Origin of the sequence: Nesterenkonia sp. E16_10 (genome assembly GCF_017347085.1) — a bacterium.
GTDB lineage: Bacteria > Actinomycetota > Actinomycetes > Actinomycetales > Micrococcaceae > Nesterenkonia.
This window is the reverse complement of sequence record NZ_JADPSA010000029.1, coordinates 231188-246798: the sequence shown is the minus strand read 5'-3', so window position 1 is coordinate 246798 and position 15611 is coordinate 231188. Positions and strand designations below refer to the sequence as shown.

The 15611-nt window shown below is 66.8% G+C and carries 13 protein-coding genes; 4 read left to right on the top strand and 9 right to left on the bottom strand.

Annotation, left to right across the window (positions count from 1 at the left end; translation table 11 throughout):
• Window positions 1–16 precede the first annotated feature (16 nt).
• On the bottom strand, window positions 17–1231 hold the full coding sequence (locus I2487_RS09830; protein ID WP_345941393.1) for an MFS transporter: 1215 nt from the start codon (window positions 1229–1231) through the stop codon (window positions 17–19).
• Window positions 1232–1405: 174 nt separating this feature from the next.
• Between I2487_RS09830 and I2487_RS09825 the strand changes: the two genes are divergently transcribed.
• The 3 genes from I2487_RS09825 (at window position 1406) to I2487_RS09815 (ending at window position 6536) form a co-directional block, all read left to right on the top strand.
• The gene (locus I2487_RS09825) at window positions 1406–4456 is read left to right on the top strand and encodes a DEAD/DEAH box helicase (protein ID WP_207171875.1); all 3051 of its coding nucleotides are present in this window, start codon (window positions 1406–1408) and stop codon (window positions 4454–4456) included.
• On the top strand, window positions 4449–5723 hold the full coding sequence (locus I2487_RS09820; protein WP_207171876.1) for a hypothetical protein: 1275 nt from the start codon (window positions 4449–4451) through the stop codon (window positions 5721–5723). Before I2487_RS09825 ends, I2487_RS09820 begins: the two co-directional genes overlap by 8 nt.
• A gap of 78 nt (window positions 5724–5801) precedes the next feature.
• On the top strand, window positions 5802–6536 hold the full coding sequence (locus I2487_RS09815; protein WP_207171877.1) for a glycosyltransferase: 735 nt from the start codon (window positions 5802–5804) through the stop codon (window positions 6534–6536).
• A 168-nt stretch (window positions 6537–6704) separates the two neighbouring features.
• Here the strand turns inward: I2487_RS09815 and I2487_RS09810 are convergent, their stop codons facing one another.
• The 8 genes from I2487_RS09810 to I2487_RS09775 all read right to left on the bottom strand — a co-directional run bounded on the left by I2487_RS09810 (window position 6705) and on the right by I2487_RS09775 (window position 14668).
• Complete coding sequence (locus tag I2487_RS09810) at window positions 6705–7046, bottom strand: RNA polymerase-binding protein RbpA (protein ID WP_106121456.1); 342 nt, start codon at window positions 7044–7046, stop codon at window positions 6705–6707.
• Between the two features lie 77 nt (window positions 7047–7123).
• Window positions 7124–8356 (bottom strand): SPFH domain-containing protein, encoded by a 1233-nt coding sequence (locus tag I2487_RS09805; protein WP_207171878.1) that lies wholly within the window; start codon window positions 8354–8356, stop codon window positions 7124–7126.
• Window positions 8357–8394: 38 nt separating this feature from the next.
• Window positions 8395–8910, bottom strand: a complete 516-nt coding sequence (locus I2487_RS09800; RefSeq protein WP_207171879.1) for an NfeD family protein — start codon at window positions 8908–8910, stop codon at window positions 8395–8397.
• Between the two features lie 38 nt (window positions 8911–8948).
• Window positions 8949–9839, bottom strand: coding sequence for a putative RNA methyltransferase (locus I2487_RS09795; RefSeq protein ID WP_207171881.1), 891 nt, complete (start codon window positions 9837–9839; stop codon window positions 8949–8951).
• Between the two features lie 54 nt (window positions 9840–9893).
• Entirely contained in the window at window positions 9894–12251 is a 2358-nt protein-coding gene (locus I2487_RS09790; protein WP_207171883.1) for an FdhF/YdeP family oxidoreductase, read from the bottom strand.
• Window positions 12252–12423: 172 nt separating this feature from the next.
• Window positions 12424–13680: a formamidase gene (gene fmdA, locus I2487_RS09785; RefSeq protein ID WP_207171885.1), complete on the bottom strand. Its 1257-nt coding sequence runs from the start codon at window positions 13678–13680 to the stop codon at window positions 12424–12426.
• A gap of 55 nt (window positions 13681–13735) precedes the next feature.
• Entirely contained in the window at window positions 13736–14026 is a 291-nt protein-coding gene (locus I2487_RS09780) for an FmdB family zinc ribbon protein (RefSeq protein ID WP_207171887.1), read from the bottom strand.
• A 9-nt stretch (window positions 14027–14035) separates the two neighbouring features.
• A complete protein-coding gene (locus I2487_RS09775) occupies window positions 14036–14668 on the bottom strand; it encodes an AmiS/UreI family transporter (protein ID WP_207171889.1) in 633 nt (210 codons plus the stop codon).
• Between the two features lie 289 nt (window positions 14669–14957).
• Between I2487_RS09775 and I2487_RS09770 the strand changes: the two genes are divergently transcribed.
• Entirely contained in the window at window positions 14958–15440 is a 483-nt protein-coding gene (locus I2487_RS09770; RefSeq protein ID WP_207171891.1) for a pyridoxamine 5'-phosphate oxidase family protein, read from the top strand.
• Window positions 15441–15611 lie beyond the last annotated feature (171 nt).

The window sequence follows — 15611 nt, the reverse complement described above, 5'->3', positions numbered from 1 at the left end:
CCGGCGGCCCTGCGGGTCAGTCCAGCCCGGCGGCCCTGCGGGTCCGACGACTGGCGTGGACCGAGTAGCGCGGGAGCCAGCGCAGCAGCCCTGCACTGGCCAGCGGGCCCATGGCCGAGGCCACCCAGATGCCTCCCGCCAGGGAGCCCAGAGCGGCGCCGGCGGCCAGGGTCAGCGGTCCGGCGGCGATCCCGAGATCCTGCATCAGCCGCCATGCCCCGAGGAACTGCGGGCGCGCATCGGCCGGGGCGATGTCTGAGGCGATGGTCATCATGACCCCCGAGCCCAGACCGTTGCTGATGCCCAGCAGCACCGCCACTCCGGCGAGCACGGGCACCGAGTGGGCCAGGGGCACCAGCGCCATCGCCACGCCGAGGCAGACCATGGAGGGCACTCCGATCCAGAGCCGGCCGAGATGGTCCATGATCTTGCCGGCCGGATAGAACAGCAGCATGTCGATGCCTCCGGCGAGGCCGAAGAGCAGCGAGATGGTGGTGGGGTCCAGCCCGATGTGCTCGCCCCAGAGCGGCAGCACCTGCTGACGTGCCCCACGGATCGTGCCGACCAGCATCGAGGCCACGCCCAAGGTCAGCAGCAGCCTCCGGTGGGTGGCGATCACCTGGGCAAACCCGGCCTGGGCGATGCCCGGTGCTCGCGCTGGGCGAGTGTCGATCTCCGGGGCCAGCAGCACCGTGACACCCGCGGCGATCGCAGTCAGCAGCGCCAGCAGGAACACCGCGCGCAGGTCCCCCAGCACGATCACTCCGGCGCCGAGGAACGGTCCGATGAACTGCCCGATCCGATGCACCCCGCCCAGCGTGGAGAGCACGCGAGCACGCTGATGCACCGGGGTCACCTCGGTCAGATAGGAGTGCCGTGCCAGATGGAAGACCGCATTCGCGGCACCGACCAGGGCGACGGCGGCCCCCAGCGTGATCAACGAAGGCGCCAGCCCCGCGGCGAGGAAGCCGAGCGCAGCGGCACCGGCGGCGAACAGCATCGCCCGACGGTCACCCACACGTGCCGCCAGAGCTCCGGCGGGCAGATCCGCGAGGATCTGACCCAGCGGGAGCATCGCGGCGATTATGCCGGCCACCGCCAGCGTGGCACCGCGCTCCACGGCGAAGGGAGCCAGAATCGGGATCATGGCCCCGGCACCGAGGCTGAAGATGAACGCCGGCAGCAGCGCCCCGAGCAGGATCTGTCGTCGGGGGGAGGGAGCCGTGGTCACCGCTGCAGTCTAACCAGCTCCGATCCCAGGTCAGCACGCACGCCTCCAGGTCAGCACGCTCGCCTCCAGGTCGGCCTGGCAGGAGGCGGCAGGATGGCCTGGGTCATCAAGACCCCGGGCCGAGCAGGATCGCCCGGTGAGATCCCTCCGGCGGGGATGTCATAGGCTGGAAGCATGAGTTCACCGGCCGAGCGCTACGCACAGTCACGTCGACGAGCGGCGGAGGCCAAGACTCAGCTCGGGGTCTTCCGCAAGGCTCAGGCCTTCGACCTCGATGACTTCCAGGTCGAGGCCTGTCAGCATCTGGAAGCGGGACGGGCCGTTCTGGTCGCGGCACCCACCGGCGCGGGCAAGACCATCGTCGGTGAGTTCGCCGTCCACCTCGGCCTGGCCTTCGGGACGAAGACGTTCTACACCACCCCGATCAAAGCCTTGTCGAACCAGAAGTACCAGGAACTGGTCGAGGTCCACGGCACGGACAAGGTGGGCCTGCTCACCGGGGACACCTCGATCAACTCCGAAGCGCAGGTCGTGGTGATGACCACCGAGGTGCTGCGCAACATGCTCTACCAGGACTCCGCGACGCTGCGCGACCTGGGCTACGTGGTGATGGACGAGGTCCACTACCTGGCCGACCGGTTCCGCGGGGCCGTCTGGGAAGAGGTGATCATCCACCTCCCGGAACATGTCCAGGTCGCCGCGCTCTCCGCCACGGTCTCCAATGCCGAGGAGTTCGGCGCCTGGCTGGACACGGTGCGCGGGGAGACCTCCGTGGTGGTCTCGGAGCACCGCCCCGTGCCGCTGTGGCAGCACATGTTCGTCGAGAACGAGCTGCACGACCTCTTCATCTACGAGGAGGACGATGACGCCCCGACCCTGGTCAACCCGGAGCTGCAGCGTCTGGCGCACCAGGGCGAGGCGCCTGGGTCCCGGCGCAGCGGCGGCAACCGATCACGCGGCAACGGGCGAGGACCCGGTCGGGGCCGTGGCCCCGGCAGGGGAGGCCCGGGCAGGGGTGGCCCAGGCCAGGGCGGCCCCCGCCAGGAGCTGCGCAGCAGCGCCTCCTCCAGCCGGGGCGGCGCGGGCGGGCGCAGGGGAGCCGGACCCTCCGGCGCCTCTGGGATCTCCGGGTCCGGGGCAGGACGACCACGACTGAATCGGCCCAAGATGATCCGCGCCCTGGACCGCGACGGGCTGCTGCCCTGCATCGGCTTCATCTTCTCCCGCGTCGGCTGCGAGGCCGCGGTGGAGCAGTGCCTGCAGGCCGGCATCGTGCTGACCACCCGCGAGGAGGCTGCCGAGATCACCTCCCGGGTCGAGCAGGTGGGCTGGGATCTTCCGGCCGAGGACCTCGCAATCCTGGGCTTCGAGAGCTTCCGCGAGGCTCTGATCAACGGGGTCGCGGCACATCACGCGGGCATGCTCCCGCCGTTCAAGGAGCTCGTCGAGCAGCTCTACGCCGAGGGGCTGCTCAAGGTGGTCTTCGCCACCGAGACCCTCGCGCTGGGGATCAACATGCCCGCGCGCACCGTGGTGCTGGAGAAGCTGGACAAGTTCAACGGCGAGTCCCACGTGGACATCACGCCGGGGGAGTACACCCAGCTCACCGGGCGGGCTGGCCGGCGAGGCATCGACGTTGAGGGCCACGCCGTCGTCGTCTGGCAGCCCGGAATGGACCCGCGCCAGGTCGCGGGGCTGGCCTCCAAGCGGACCTATCCGTTGAACTCCAGCTTCAAGCCCTCCTACAACATGGCGGTCAACCTCACCGCGCAGTTCGGACGACGACGCGCGCGCACCATCCTGGAATCTTCCTTCGCGCAGTTCCAGGCCGACCGTTCGGTGGTCGGCGTCGCTCGGGATGTGGCGAAGCGCGAGTCCTCCATGGCCGGCTACGAGGAGGCGATGGCCTGTCATCTCGGGGACTTCCGCGAGTACGCGGCGCTGCGCCGGAGGCTCAACGAGGCCGAGAAGGACCAGGCCAAGGCGCGCCACCGGCAGCGCCGCCGCGAGATCATCCGAGTCCTGGCGGCGCTGCAGCCCGGCGACGTCATCGAGGTCGGTGGCAAGCGTGGCTTCGGCGAGTCCCTGGTGGTGCACAGTGCGCCAGAGCATGATCCTCGGCCCGGAGTGATCACCGCCGACGGCAAGTTCCGCAATATCACCGCCGAAGACTTCGCGCAGCCCCCGGAGGTGATCGCGAGCATCCGGCTCCCGCGCAAGCCCCAGGTCAAGGTGCCCAAGATTCGCCGAGATCTCGCGTCCTCGATGCGCGCCGCGATGCATGAGCGGGTGCCTCCCCGAGCCGGGGCACCGACCGCCGGATTCGGATTCCGCGAGGAGGACACCGAGTCGGAGTCGCTGGAGCAGCTGCAGAACGCCCTGCAGCGCCACCCCTGTCACGGCTGCAGCGAGCGGGAGGATCACGCGCGCTGGGCCGAACGCGCCTGGAAGCTCCAGCGTGAGATCGACCAGCTCAAGCTCAAGATCGACCGGCGCACCGGCTCGATCGCGAAGATCTTCGACCGGGTCTGCGGGGTGCTGCATGAACTCGGACATCTGGAAGCGGTGGATCCGGAGCTGATGCCCCACGTCCCACCTGCCGACCCGCAGCAGCTCAGCGCCGCTGAACCGGCGGCGCAGCGTCCGGGATTCACCGCAGAGGAGTGGTTCGCCACTGAATTCGCGGTGACCGATCGCGGACAGCAGCTGCGCCGCATCTACGGGGAACGAGACCTGTTCACCGGGCTGCTCATGGAGCGCGGGGTCCTCTCCGGGCTCACGGCGCAGGAGCTCGCCGCGTTCGTCACCGTGCTGGTCTACCAGGCCAAGCGTGAGGATGAGGGGGCCATGCCGGTGATGCCGACCAAGCGCCTGGCCCAGGCGACGCGCACCGGGATCGAGATCCACGCCGAGCTCGAGGGTCTGGAGAAGCGGCACCACCTGGAGCCTACTGCGGCACCCGAGCTGGGCCTGGTGCTGCCCATGTACGCCTGGGCAGGGGGCCAGAGCCTGCGCAGCGCCCTGGACGACTCGCCGCTCGCCGCAGGGGACTTCGTGCGGTGGACCAAGCAGTGCATCGACACCTTGGACCAGCTGAGCAAGATCCCGCACACCCCGGCCAAGCTCTCGGCGCGCTGTCATGAAGCGGTGCAGCTGATCGGCAGGGGAGTGGTGGCATACTCCTCGGTGGCCTATCAGAACCTGGAGGAACCCGCTGATGACTAGCACCGGTGCCGCGCACCCGCCGCGGATGCTGACCAACGGCACGATCCATTCCCCGTCCGAGCCCTACGCCGACGCGATGCTGCTCGAGGACGGGCTCATCGCCTGGGTCGGCTCGGATGAGACCGCCGCGGAGCGCAGAGACCCCGACCTGGTGATCCAGGATCTGGACCGCGCCCTGGTGGCGCCGGCCTTCGTGGGCTGGGAGGATGTGGCTGCCCCCCATGCGCAGGAGGGCTCCGGAACACAGGAGCCCAGCTCCGACGCTGGGGAGACCCGCTCCTGGGAGGACCGGATCACCGCCGAGCTGGACGGGGTCGCGGCGCAGGGATGTGGCGCGGCGCGGCTGAACATCGAGCTGCCGGTGAGTGCGCTTAGCGATGCCGAGGCGGTGCAGGCCACGCTGAACGCCGCGTTCCGCGCCGCCGCCGGTCACCGGGTGCGGGCCTATCCGGTGCTCACGCTGATCGGTCTCGGCGACTCAGGCGTGGCAGACCGGCTCGACGCGGTGCGGGGCGCCGCCGAGCTGCTTCGCACCGTGGACGCGATCATCGGCCGCCCGGCGGCCCTTCAGCTCCCCGCCGGGGATGTGCTGGAACACCTGCTGAGCATCCGGCTCGCGGCGGCACTGGCGCAGCGTCAGCTCATCCTGCATGTGGAGCAGCCCAGCGAGCCTGGCCTCGTGGTCGCCGCCCTGGTGGAGTCCACCGCCGAGATGCGGGCCAAACGTCAGAGTTCACCCGGCGGGCTGCCCACGGTGCTCCACGGCTTCGATTCCGCCGCCCGCGAGGACTGGGAATCGCTGCTGAACACCGGTGTGCAGGTGGTCCTGCGCGGTCGAGGTCACCTGGCCACTGCGCTGAGCGTGGGTGTGCCGGTCAGCGCCGTGGCGGAGGCCGGGCACAGTCCCTGGGCCGCGGTGAGTGCGCATGTCCATCATCAGGACGATCCGGTGTCGGTGCGGGCGGCCTTCAACGCCCAGACCCGCGGCGCCTACCGCTCTCTGCCCGAGTCCAGCGGGACCCCGGCCACCTCAGCCCAGCTGGATCCGGGCGCCCGTGCGACCTACGCGGTCTGGGAGGTGGATTCCCTGGCAGTCCAGACGCCGGATTCGCGCACCGCCGCGTGGAGCACCGACGTGCGGGCCCGCACGCCGCTGCTGCCCTACCTCGACGGGGAGACGCTGCCCACGCTGATCGCCACGGTGATCGACGGCGTCGAGGTGACCGCTGGATCGGGCGCCGGCTCCGCGAGGGCCTCCCAGACGTAGCTGCCAGCAGGTGACCGTAGACTGTCCCCGACCCACTGCACCCAGCCCCACGACCCCCAGAAGGACGCGAAGCGACTCGTGAAGATCCTGACGATCATCCCGACCTATGACGAGATCGATGCCCTGCCGGGCACGGTGGAACGTCTGCGGGCGGCAGTGCCGACCTCAGATGTGCTCATCGTCGATGACAACAGCCCCGACGGGACGGGGGACTTCGCCGAGGAGCTCGCCGACCAGGACCCGCAGATCAATGTGCTGCACCGCAAGGCCAAGAACGGGCTCGGCGGCGCCTATATCGCGGGATTCCACTGGGGACTCGAACGCGGCTACGACGTGCTCGTGGAGCTCGACGCCGACGGCTCACACCAGCCCGAACAGCTGCCGAAGCTGCTGGCCAAGATCGATGAGGCTGACCTGGTCATCGGGTCGCGCTGGGTGCCGGGAGGTTCGGTGGTCAACTGGCCGCTGCACCGGGTGGCGATCTCCCGGGCGGGGAGCCTCTACTCCCGGACCCTGCTGGGTCTGAAGGTCCGAGACATCACGGCCGGATTCCGGGTGTTCCGGCGTTCGGTGCTCGAAGAGATCGATCTGGGCAGCATCGAGTCGGTGGGCTATGGCTTCCAGGTCGATATGACCTTCCGGGTGGCGAGCATGGGCAAGACCATTGCCGAGGTGCCCATCACCTTCGTCGAGCGCACCCAGGGTGAATCCAAGATGAGTTCCAACATCGTGGTCGAGGCGATGGTCAACGTCACGCGCTGGGGGCTGCGTGCTCGGGCGAGGACGCTGGGGCAGAAGCTGCGCCAGCGCTGAGGATCCGCCCCTGGCAGCCAGCCGTGACCATGGAAGACGGACCGGAAGAAGGACTCCGGAACAGCAGATGCATACAGCGACGGCGTCCGTCCCGAGAATTCGGGAGGGACGCCGTCGCTGTATGCTCGGCAAGCTTCTCAGCTCAGCCGGGGATCCGCTTCGAGAGTCTCAGGCGGCCTCGCCGCGACGCTCCTTGAGCAGCTTCAGGCGGTCCTGCAGGATCACCTCGAGGTCCTCTGTAGAACGTCTTTCCAGCAGCATGTCCCAGTGGGACCTGACCGGCTTCACCGGCTCGGCCTCGGGCCGGTCCACATCAACGCGCAGACCTTCCTTGCCGGTGGGGGAGACCCAGGTGGCCGGGACATCGGCCTCAGCGGAGAACATCACCCGCATCCGCTCGCCGTCCTCCGTGAGGTACTCGATCTCCTGGCGGGGCGCCGGCTCGACGCCCTGCTCGGTTTCCATGGACTGCGCACCGAGGCGCATTCCGCGCAGACTGCGATCACTCATCGATTATCCTCCAGTGTGATGGGCAGAGTCATTCTTACCTATAACTCTAGAGCACCGCGGTGTTATTCCCATCTTGGTCAGCGTTGGGGGTCCTCCATGGGCTCCGGCTGCTGCTGGAAGACCGGCTGCTCGGTGAGCTCGGTGGCCTCCTCGGCGGGGGCCTCGGTGCGGGTGTCGGCCACCGTGGCGTTGCCGACCTGCGCCTTGCGGGCCTCCTGCTCGATCTCCTGGCGGCTCGTGTAGTGCGGATTCTCATCGGTGACCGAGGTGCTGCGGGCCGACTCGGCCATATCCGCGATGGCCGAGGAGATGGAGGGCTTGCCCTGGTTCTGTGCGTTCTCCTTGGCCTTCTCCTGGCGACGCTGCTTCAGCCGCTCCGTGCGGGCCGCGCGTTCGGCTTCCCGGTCCTCGAGGCTGATTCCGGACTGCTGAGCTGACTCGGGGCCGCCGAACGCGCCGGAGAGGTTCTTCAGCGCGTCGCTGAACTCGCCGGGGATCATCCACATGGTGTTGGACTCGGACTTGGCGATCTCCGGGAGGATCTGCAGGTACTGGTAGGAGAGCAGCTCTGGGCCGGGCTCGGAGTCGTGGACCGCGTTGAACACGGTCTCGATAGCCTGCGCCTCGGCGTTGGCGCCCAGGATTCGTGCCTGCGCGTCACCCTCGGCGGCGAGGATCGAGGCCTGGCGCTCACCTTCTGCGGTGAGGATCGCGGCCTGCTTGGTGCCCTCCGCGGTGAGGATCGCGGCGCGACGTTCACGCTCGGCGCGCATCTGCTTCTCCATCGAGTCCTGGATGGAGTGCGGCGGCTCGATGGCCTTGAGCTCCACTCGGGCCACGCGGATGCCCCAGCGTCCGGTGACCTTGTCCAGTTCTCCGCGGAGCTGTCCGTTGATCCGGTCTCGCGAGGTCAGCGCCTCTTCCAGGTTCAGTCCGCCGACCACGTTGCGCAGGGTGGTCGTGGTGAGCTGTTCCACCGCGATGATGTAGTTCTGGATCTCGTAGGTCGCAGCCTTCGGGTCGGTGATCTGGAAGTACACCACGGTGTCGATGGAGACCACCAGGTTGTCTTCGGTGATCACCGGCTGGGGAGGGAAGGACACGACCTGCTCGCGCATGTCCAGCATCGGCAGCAGCCGATCGACGAAGGGGACGAGCAGGGTCAGTCCCGGTCCCTGGGTGCGCTGGTACTTGCCCAGACGCTCGATCAGGCCCGCGCGAGCCTGCGGCACGATGCGCACGCTGCGGGCGATGACGATCACCACCAGAGCGACCAGGACCAGGAGAACTACAAGTGCAGTGACTTCCATGACGTTCCGTTCTTTTCAGTGGAGCGCCTGATGATCGCTCAGGCGCCTTCCGGTCGGGGAGTGCGGGGCCCGAGGGTGTCAGGTCCCGCGTCATCCCATTTGATGTCTCGCGCCGGCCGAAGGTAGACGGTCGCGCCGTCCACCGAGTCGACGACGGCGGTCATTCCGGGTTCGATGCGCACGTCGTCGAGGGTGCGGGCCGTCCAGGTGTCGCCGTCGACCTCGGCGAGTCCGGAGTCTCCCGTGATGGCCTCCAGGGCGCGTGCTTCCATGCCGGCCATCCGGTCGATGTTGGTCAGCTGGTTCGCCGGACCCTTCTTGAGATGTTTGAGCGCGATGGGCCGGACCGCGCCGAGCATCAGCAGCGCGGTGGCGCAGCCGACCAGCACCTGCAGCCAGGGTTCGCCTCCGGCGAGGGCCACCGTGGTGGCCGCGCCGGCTCCGACGGCGAGCATCAGGAAGAGCAGATCGAGCGTGATGGCTTCCAGCACCAGGAGCCCCAGGGCCAGTGCCAACCAGGGCGCCCAGAGGTTGTCGCCGAACCATTCGATCATCTCAGCTCCTCATCAACCCATATTCGCGTGCCTTCAGCCTATCCGCGCCACAGGCTCACGTCGAGGTGGACGGTGACTTGTGACACCTCCCGCGCCAGAAGACTCTCACGCAGCGTGTCATGGTCGTGGTGATGTCCGGCGGGACCCATGAAGACCAGGTCAGCGGCGAGTCCGGCGTCCACGGGGACCGCCGTGGTCACCTGTGTGCTCTGCTCGGGGGCCCCGAAGGACGGTGCCATCTGTTCCTGCAGCTGATGCAGCTTCTGGCCCTGCACCTCGAGCATCCCGGCTGAGCGCAGCTCGATCAGGTGTGAGTCACCGGGGGTGACCACCACAGCGAGGCCGCCCGGGCGAAGCACGCGTGCGTACTCGGCCACGTTGCGGGGGGCGAAGACGTCGAGCAACAGGTCCACCGAATCCGAGGCCAGGGGGAGTGGCTGCCACAGGTCCCAGGCCAGCGCGAGGGTTCGCGGGTGGCGGGCCGCGCGCTTGAGTCCAGCGGTGGAGAGATCCAGGGCTATCCCGTGGGCTGAGGGGATGACCTCGAGCAGCTGGTGCAGATAGTGTCCGGTGCCGGCACCGCAGTCCAGCAGCAGCGCAGATTCAGCGGCCCAGGCGGTTCCGCGCTGGGGCAGGTCCTGGATCAGGATCCGTGCCAGTTCCTCGCTGAGAGCAGCGAAGACCCCGGCGTCCTGCACGCGTTCCCGGGCCATGATCATCTGCGCAGAATCGGCGGTGAACCGGGTGCCGCGGCCCGAGAGCAGGTTGACATAGCCCTGGCGTGCGGCGTCGAAGCGATGGCCGGAGGGGCAGCGCAGCGCCTGCAGCCCCACGGGTGACGCTGCGCTCGGCCGCGGGGTCGTCTCCAGCGGGGTCGTCTCCAGCGGTGCGGCGCAGGCGGGGCAGGTCAGAGGCCAGGGTGGGGTCACGTGGTCCAGGCTATCGCCCGGGACCGGTGCCCCCGGACGCGACCGGGTGAGGTGTCACACGGTCGCTGGCATGTCCGCCTGCTTGTTCTCCTCGCCGCTGCCCCCGGCGGGACCATTTCCGGCCGGCTCGAGTCTGATGATCACGCCTTTGGACACCGGCGTATTGCTGCCCTGAACCGTGTCGTCGAGCGGCACCAGAACGTTTCCTTCCGGGTAATACACCGCCGCGCAGCCGCGGGCGGTGGGATAGGACACCGCGCGGAACTTCCGCAGCACGCGGTCCTTGCCGTCTGCGTATTCTCCGTGCACGTCCACCAGGTCACCATCACTGAAGCCGAGCTGCTCGAGGTCCTCAGGGTTCACGAAGAGCACGTGTCGACCCTTCTTGATTCCTCGGTAGCGGTCGTTATAGCCGTAGATGGTGGTGTTGAACTGGTCATGCGAGCGCATGGTCTGCAGAATGAGTCGACCCGGCGGGCAGTCCATGGGGTCCAGCTCGTTCACGGTCATCTTGGCCTTGCCGCTGGGGGTGTTGAAGGTCCGGGAGTCCCGTGGTCCGTTTGCCAGCAGGAAGCCGTCCTTCTCGCGGATGCGCTGGTTATAGTTCTCACACCCTGGGACCACGTGCGAGATGTGGTCGCGGATCAGATCGTAGTCGCCCTCGAACCCCTGCCAGTCGGCTGCGATGCGACTGCCCAGGGTCGCGTGGGCGATGCGGCTGACGATGGCGATCTCGGAGAGCAGGTTCGGCGCCACCGGTTCCACCCGGCCTTCGGAGGAGTGGACGGCGCTGACGGTGTCCTCCACCGAGACGAACTGCGGCCCGGATGCCTGCACATCGATCTCGGTGCGGCCCAGGGTCGGCAGGATGAGTGCTTCCTGGCCCACCACGGTGTGGGATCGGTTCAGCTTGGTGGAGATCTGCACGTTCATCTCGAGGTTCTGCATCGCCGCCTCGGTGGCTGCGGTGTCAGACATTGCGGCCACGAAGTTTCCCCCCAGGGCGAGGAAGAATTTGATCTTGCCGTCGCGCATGCCTCGCACCGCGTCGACCGAATCGACACCGTGCTCACGGGGAGGTTCGAACGCGAACTCTTTGCCGAGCGCGTCCAGGAAAGACGCCGGCATCTGCTCCCAGATGCCCATCGTGCGGTCACCTTGGACATTGGAGTGTCCACGGATCGGGGAGGCACCAGCCCCTGGCCGGCCGAAGTTTCCCCTCAGCAGGAGCAGGTTGATGATCTCCTTGATGGTGCCGACGCCGTTCTTCTGCTGGGTGACGCCCATCGCCCAGGTGATGATGACCGATTCAGCGTTGATATAGCGCTCGGTGAGTTCGTCGATCTCTTCCGATCGCAGACCTGTGGCTTCCAACACGGTCTGTTCATCCAGGTGCGAGAGGTGTTCGCGCAGCTCTGTCAGACCGTCACAGTGCTCGGCGATGAAGGCGTGGTCGAGCACTGCGCCGGGGCTTCTGTCCTCCGCGTCGAGCACGCGCTTGGACACTGCCTGGAGCAGGGCCATGTCTCCTCCGGCGCGGATCTGGAGGAACTGGTCGGCGAGCTGGGTTCCGCGGCCCACGACACCCTTGGGCTTCTGGGGGTTCTTGAATCTGCGCAGTCCGGCCTCGGGCAGGGGGTTGACTGCGACGATCTGGCCGCCGTTCTCCTTCTGCTGCTCCATGGCGCTGAGCATGCGGGGATGGTTGGTTCCTGGATTCTGCCCGATCACGATCATCAGGTCCGTGCTGAGGAAGTCGTCGTATGCGACCGTGGCCTTGCCGACCCCGATGGTCTCGCCCATCGCCACCCCGGAGGATTCGTGGCACATGTTTGAGCAGTCGGGCATGTTGTTGGTGCCGAATCCACGGATGAACAGCTGGTAGATGAACGCCGCTTCGTTCGACGCGCGGCCGCTGGTGTAGAACGCGGCTTCATCGGGCGATGAGAGGCCCTTGAGCTTGCCCGCCACGATGGCGATGGCGGTGTCCCAGTCGATGGGTCGGTAGTGTTCGTCACCGGCAGCCTTGTAGACGGGTTCGGTGAGTCGGCCCTGCATCCCCAGCCAGTACTCGGAGCGCTCACGCAGCTCGCTGATCGGGTGTTCGGCCCAGAAGTCGGAGGCTACCGTCACCGGGGTGGCCTCCCAGGTGACTGCCTTGGCGCCGTTCTCGCAGTACTCGAACTTGCTCCGGTGCCCGGATGGGTCTGGCCAGGCGCAGCTCATGCAGTCGAACCCTTGTTTCTGGTTCATCGCAAGCAGAGTCCGTGCGCTTCGCGTGGCCCCCATGTGTTTGAGTGCTGGCTGCATCGAGTGGTAAACCCCTGGTACGCCGGCCGCCCAGTCCTTGGGCTTGTCGACTTCGAGGTTGTTCTCGTCAGCTTCCTCGACGGGTGGGTTGGAGCGAGTCATGCGCATCCCTTCTAGACCGCGTCTCAGTGTTCAGTGGTCCTGCTCGTGCCATTGTGACGCACAAATCGCGTCCGAGTCCCTGGGTGACGTCCTGCTCTCCACGGGAAGGGACGCCGTCGCAGGGATGCCGCCCTCACCGCGAAGCGCGGTGAGGGTCCTCGGCAGACGCGGTTCACTGGTTGGCGGCTCGCGGAGCACCCATCCCAGGAGTGATCTGGAACGGGCCATCGGCGGAGGGCTGCACGTCGAAATCGAAGATCGACGTAGGAATGTATACCGTCGAGCAGGAGTTCGGAATGTCCACCACTCCGGAGAGCCGGCCTTCAATCGGCGCCGCACCCAGCAGCAGGTAGGCCTGTTCGGGGGAGTACCCGAACTTGGCGAGGTAGTCGATGGCGTGGAGGCAGGCTCGCTGGTAGGAGAGGTGCGAGTCGAGGTAGCGCTGTTCGCCGTCGAGGGTCACGGAGGTTCCGGAGAACGCCAGCCACTGGCTGAACTGGGGCTCCACGTTGCCGGGCATGAAGATGGCGTTCTCACTGACCCCATAGGTCTCCATGCCGCCCTTGATCACATCGACATGCAGGTCGATGAAACCACCCATTTCGATCGCCCCACAGAACGTGATCTCACCGTCACCCTGAGAGAAGTGCAGATCACCAAGGGAGAGGTTGGCGCCGTCGACGAATACCGGGTAGAAGATCCGAGTGCCCTTCGAGAGGTTCTTGATGTCCTGGTTTCCGCCGTTCTCGCGGGGTGGTGCAGTCCGGGCGGCCTCATGGGCGACTCGATCGAAGTCCTCCGCGGCCAGGGAACCGAGAACCGCGTGATCGGCCTCTGGAGGCAGCGCCAGGGGAGGTACTCGGTGTGGGTCGGTGGCGATCAGGTCGCCTTCTCGCTTGTTCCACCGAGCCAGGAGCTTCGCCGACGGCGCTGTGCCCATCAGCCCCGGATGGATGAGACCGGTGAAGGACACGTGGGGGATATGGCGGGACGTGGCTGTCTGACCGCTGAAATCCCAGATCGCCTTGTAGGCGTCGGGGAACTGATCTGTCAGGAAACCACCACCATTATTGCGCGAGAAGATCCCGGTGTAGCCCCAGCCTTGACCAGCGAGGGGACCGGAGTCCTCCATGGGAATGGGTCCCACGTCAAGGATGTCCACGACCAGGAGGTCCCCCGGCTGAGCGCCTTCCACGGCGAAGGGACCGCTGAGCTTGTGGACGGTCAGCAGCGGAGCGTTGAGGATGTCCTCCGCGGAGTCATCGTTGACGATGGCGCCGTCGAACCATTCGCGACAGTCCACTCGGAATGACGTACCAGGCTTCACCGAGGCGACCGGCGGAATCTCCGGGTGCCAGCGGTTGTGTCCTACTTTCTCCTGATCCTCGAACTTCTTGGAGGAATCGAGTGGAAATAGCAGCTCGGGCATGGTGTTCTCCTTCGTCGGGTACCTCGGATACGTCAGTTCTGGCAGTTCTGGGCAGTCATGGGCGGGGGAGCTTCTGGTGCAGCGGGTTCGCGGTGTACCTCTGGGCAGGCCCAGAGCGGCGGCCCGGAGCGGGAGAGTCGACGACGTCTGGTTCATGTGCACTGCGCTGAGTGGCTTCGATGAGTCGAGCTGCCGCTGAACCACCCCGAGAGAGCCGGGGCGCGCTGACCCGGCGCCTGGAGGAACCCCCACAGCTGGGGCAACGCGCGGTGTCGGACACCGAACGCATATCGAAGATCAGGTCAAAGTCGGTGCATTCTGGACATCTGAACTCGTAGGTCGGCATGATCAGCTCTCAGGTGACGACGGGGGCAGTGGTTGATTCCTCGGACTCTGCTGCGGCCCTGCTGCGGCGTCCGATGGTCACCGCGATGGCAAGCGCCAGAGCTCCAAGGGCCGCAAGGGCCAGTGCGAGGGTCGCGTTGGACTCGTATCGGCCGAGCAGCAGCACGAAGGCTGGGATCGTGCCGGTGAGGTGGCTGATCAGGATCGTGAACCAGCCGGTGGTGAGGGTCAGGGAGTCCATGTTCAGTCCCAGCAGCAGGAAGAAGAGGAACCACAGGACGGCCCAGATCCACCAGATGACGGCGAACACGGGGTCATCGAGGGTGAGTTGGATGAACCCGATCACGACTGCGCATACCGAGACGAACAGCGAGAACCAGCCGAGGCCCTCTCCGCTCAGACCGGTGAGCTGCAGAATGCCCACGTAGAGGTAGGTGAACCCGAAGAGGTAGAGGCCTGCGGCTCCAAGGATGATCCCCGGGTCGTTGTTCGCCTGGATCAGGATGATGGTCGGGAAGATCACCTGCATGCCACCGACGAAGAAGTTGAGTATGGCGGCGGACTTGCCGGGGATCACCCCGATCAGCATGAGCCCGTTGATGAACAGAACCGCACCGACGTATAAAAGTCCGACGTTGCCCATGATGTGGTCGCCTCCCAGGTGGCCTTCGACCTCTTCCCACCATGGTCCAGCGGTGCGAGGGCCGGTAGGGCCTAAGGTCCTACTCGCCTGGCGGCGCGCGGCCTCAGGGCGTCAGCATCGGTTCCAAGCCGCCCGATCCTCGGTCCGGTCTCGACGGTGGTCAGGCAGCCGACGATGACGAGACCTGGCTGCTGCGGCAGGCACTGGCCCTTCGGCTGGGCGTCGAGCTGTTCACCGAAACGCCGCCTCACGCTGCTGGCAACACTAGAGCCCGACCAGCGACCGGAGTATGGTCCCTTTCATGTCAGGGACTACGCCGCCACCGAGGACAGAGGCCTTGGAGACTCGCGACTGCTGGGAGTTGCTCCGAGAGAACCCGATGGGTCGGTTGGCCGTATGGTCAGTAGATCATCCCGAGATATTTCCACTGACATATGTCACGGAGGGAGAGACCGTCCTGTTCCGCACCGGTCCAGGAAAGAAGCTAGATGCAGCGCTGGGGTCTGCACCGGTGGCCTTCGAGATCGATGGCGTCAACGCCGGCACTAATATGGCCTGGAGCGTCATGGTTCAAGGCAGAGCAGACGCGATGCCGCCACCTCTGGAGTCCAGTAGCAGTCGTGCGCACAGACTCATCTCCTGGCAACCCGGGACCAAGGACCACTTTGTACGCATCACCCCAGAAGTTGTGACAGGTCGGCGGTTCACGGTGGTTCCTGCTCATGGTTGGGAGATCTCACTCGATGACGCGACCCGTTCGGGCCTGGATTGAGCCGGTGGTCAGCTGTCCCTGGCTCTGAGGCGTCCGGTATCTGAGGGTCTTTCATCGGTCGACGGCTGCACCAGCATGCGAGTGGAGTCGTCGAGGGGCTCTTCTCGGAGGCGATCATCCGCAGTGCGGAAGATCGTCGTAGGCCGGGCATACCTTCAAGCGGGAGCAGCT

Bases quoted from the DNA above. Each gene is read 5' to 3' on its own strand.
- I2487_RS09790 (WP_207171883.1), bottom strand. From the start codon at position 12,251: ATGACTCGCTCCAACCCACCCGTCGAGGAAGCTGACGAGAACAACCTC.
- I2487_RS09825 (WP_207171875.1), top strand. From the start codon at position 1,406: ATGAGTTCACCGGCCGAGCGCTACGCACAGTCACGTCGACGAGCGGCG.
- I2487_RS09800 (WP_207171879.1), bottom strand. From the start codon at position 8,910: ATGATCGAATGGTTCGGCGACAACCTCTGGGCGCCCTGGTTGGCACTG.
- I2487_RS09775 (WP_207171889.1), bottom strand. From the start codon at position 14,668: ATGGGCAACGTCGGACTTTTATACGTCGGTGCGGTTCTGTTCATCAAC.
- I2487_RS09780 (WP_207171887.1), bottom strand. From the start codon at position 14,026: ATGCCGACCTACGAGTTCAGATGTCCAGAATGCACCGACTTTGACCTG.
- I2487_RS09810 (WP_106121456.1), bottom strand. From the start codon at position 7,046: ATGAGTGATCGCAGTCTGCGCGGAATGCGCCTCGGTGCGCAGTCCATG.
- I2487_RS09805 (WP_207171878.1), bottom strand. From the start codon at position 8,356: ATGGAAGTCACTGCACTTGTAGTTCTCCTGGTCCTGGTCGCTCTGGTG.
- fmdA (WP_207171885.1), bottom strand. From the start codon at position 13,680: ATGCCCGAGCTGCTATTTCCACTCGATTCCTCCAAGAAGTTCGAGGAT.
- I2487_RS09770 (WP_207171891.1), top strand. From the start codon at position 14,958: ATGGTCCCTTTCATGTCAGGGACTACGCCGCCACCGAGGACAGAGGCC.
- I2487_RS09820 (WP_207171876.1), top strand. From the start codon at position 4,449: ATGACTAGCACCGGTGCCGCGCACCCGCCGCGGATGCTGACCAACGGC.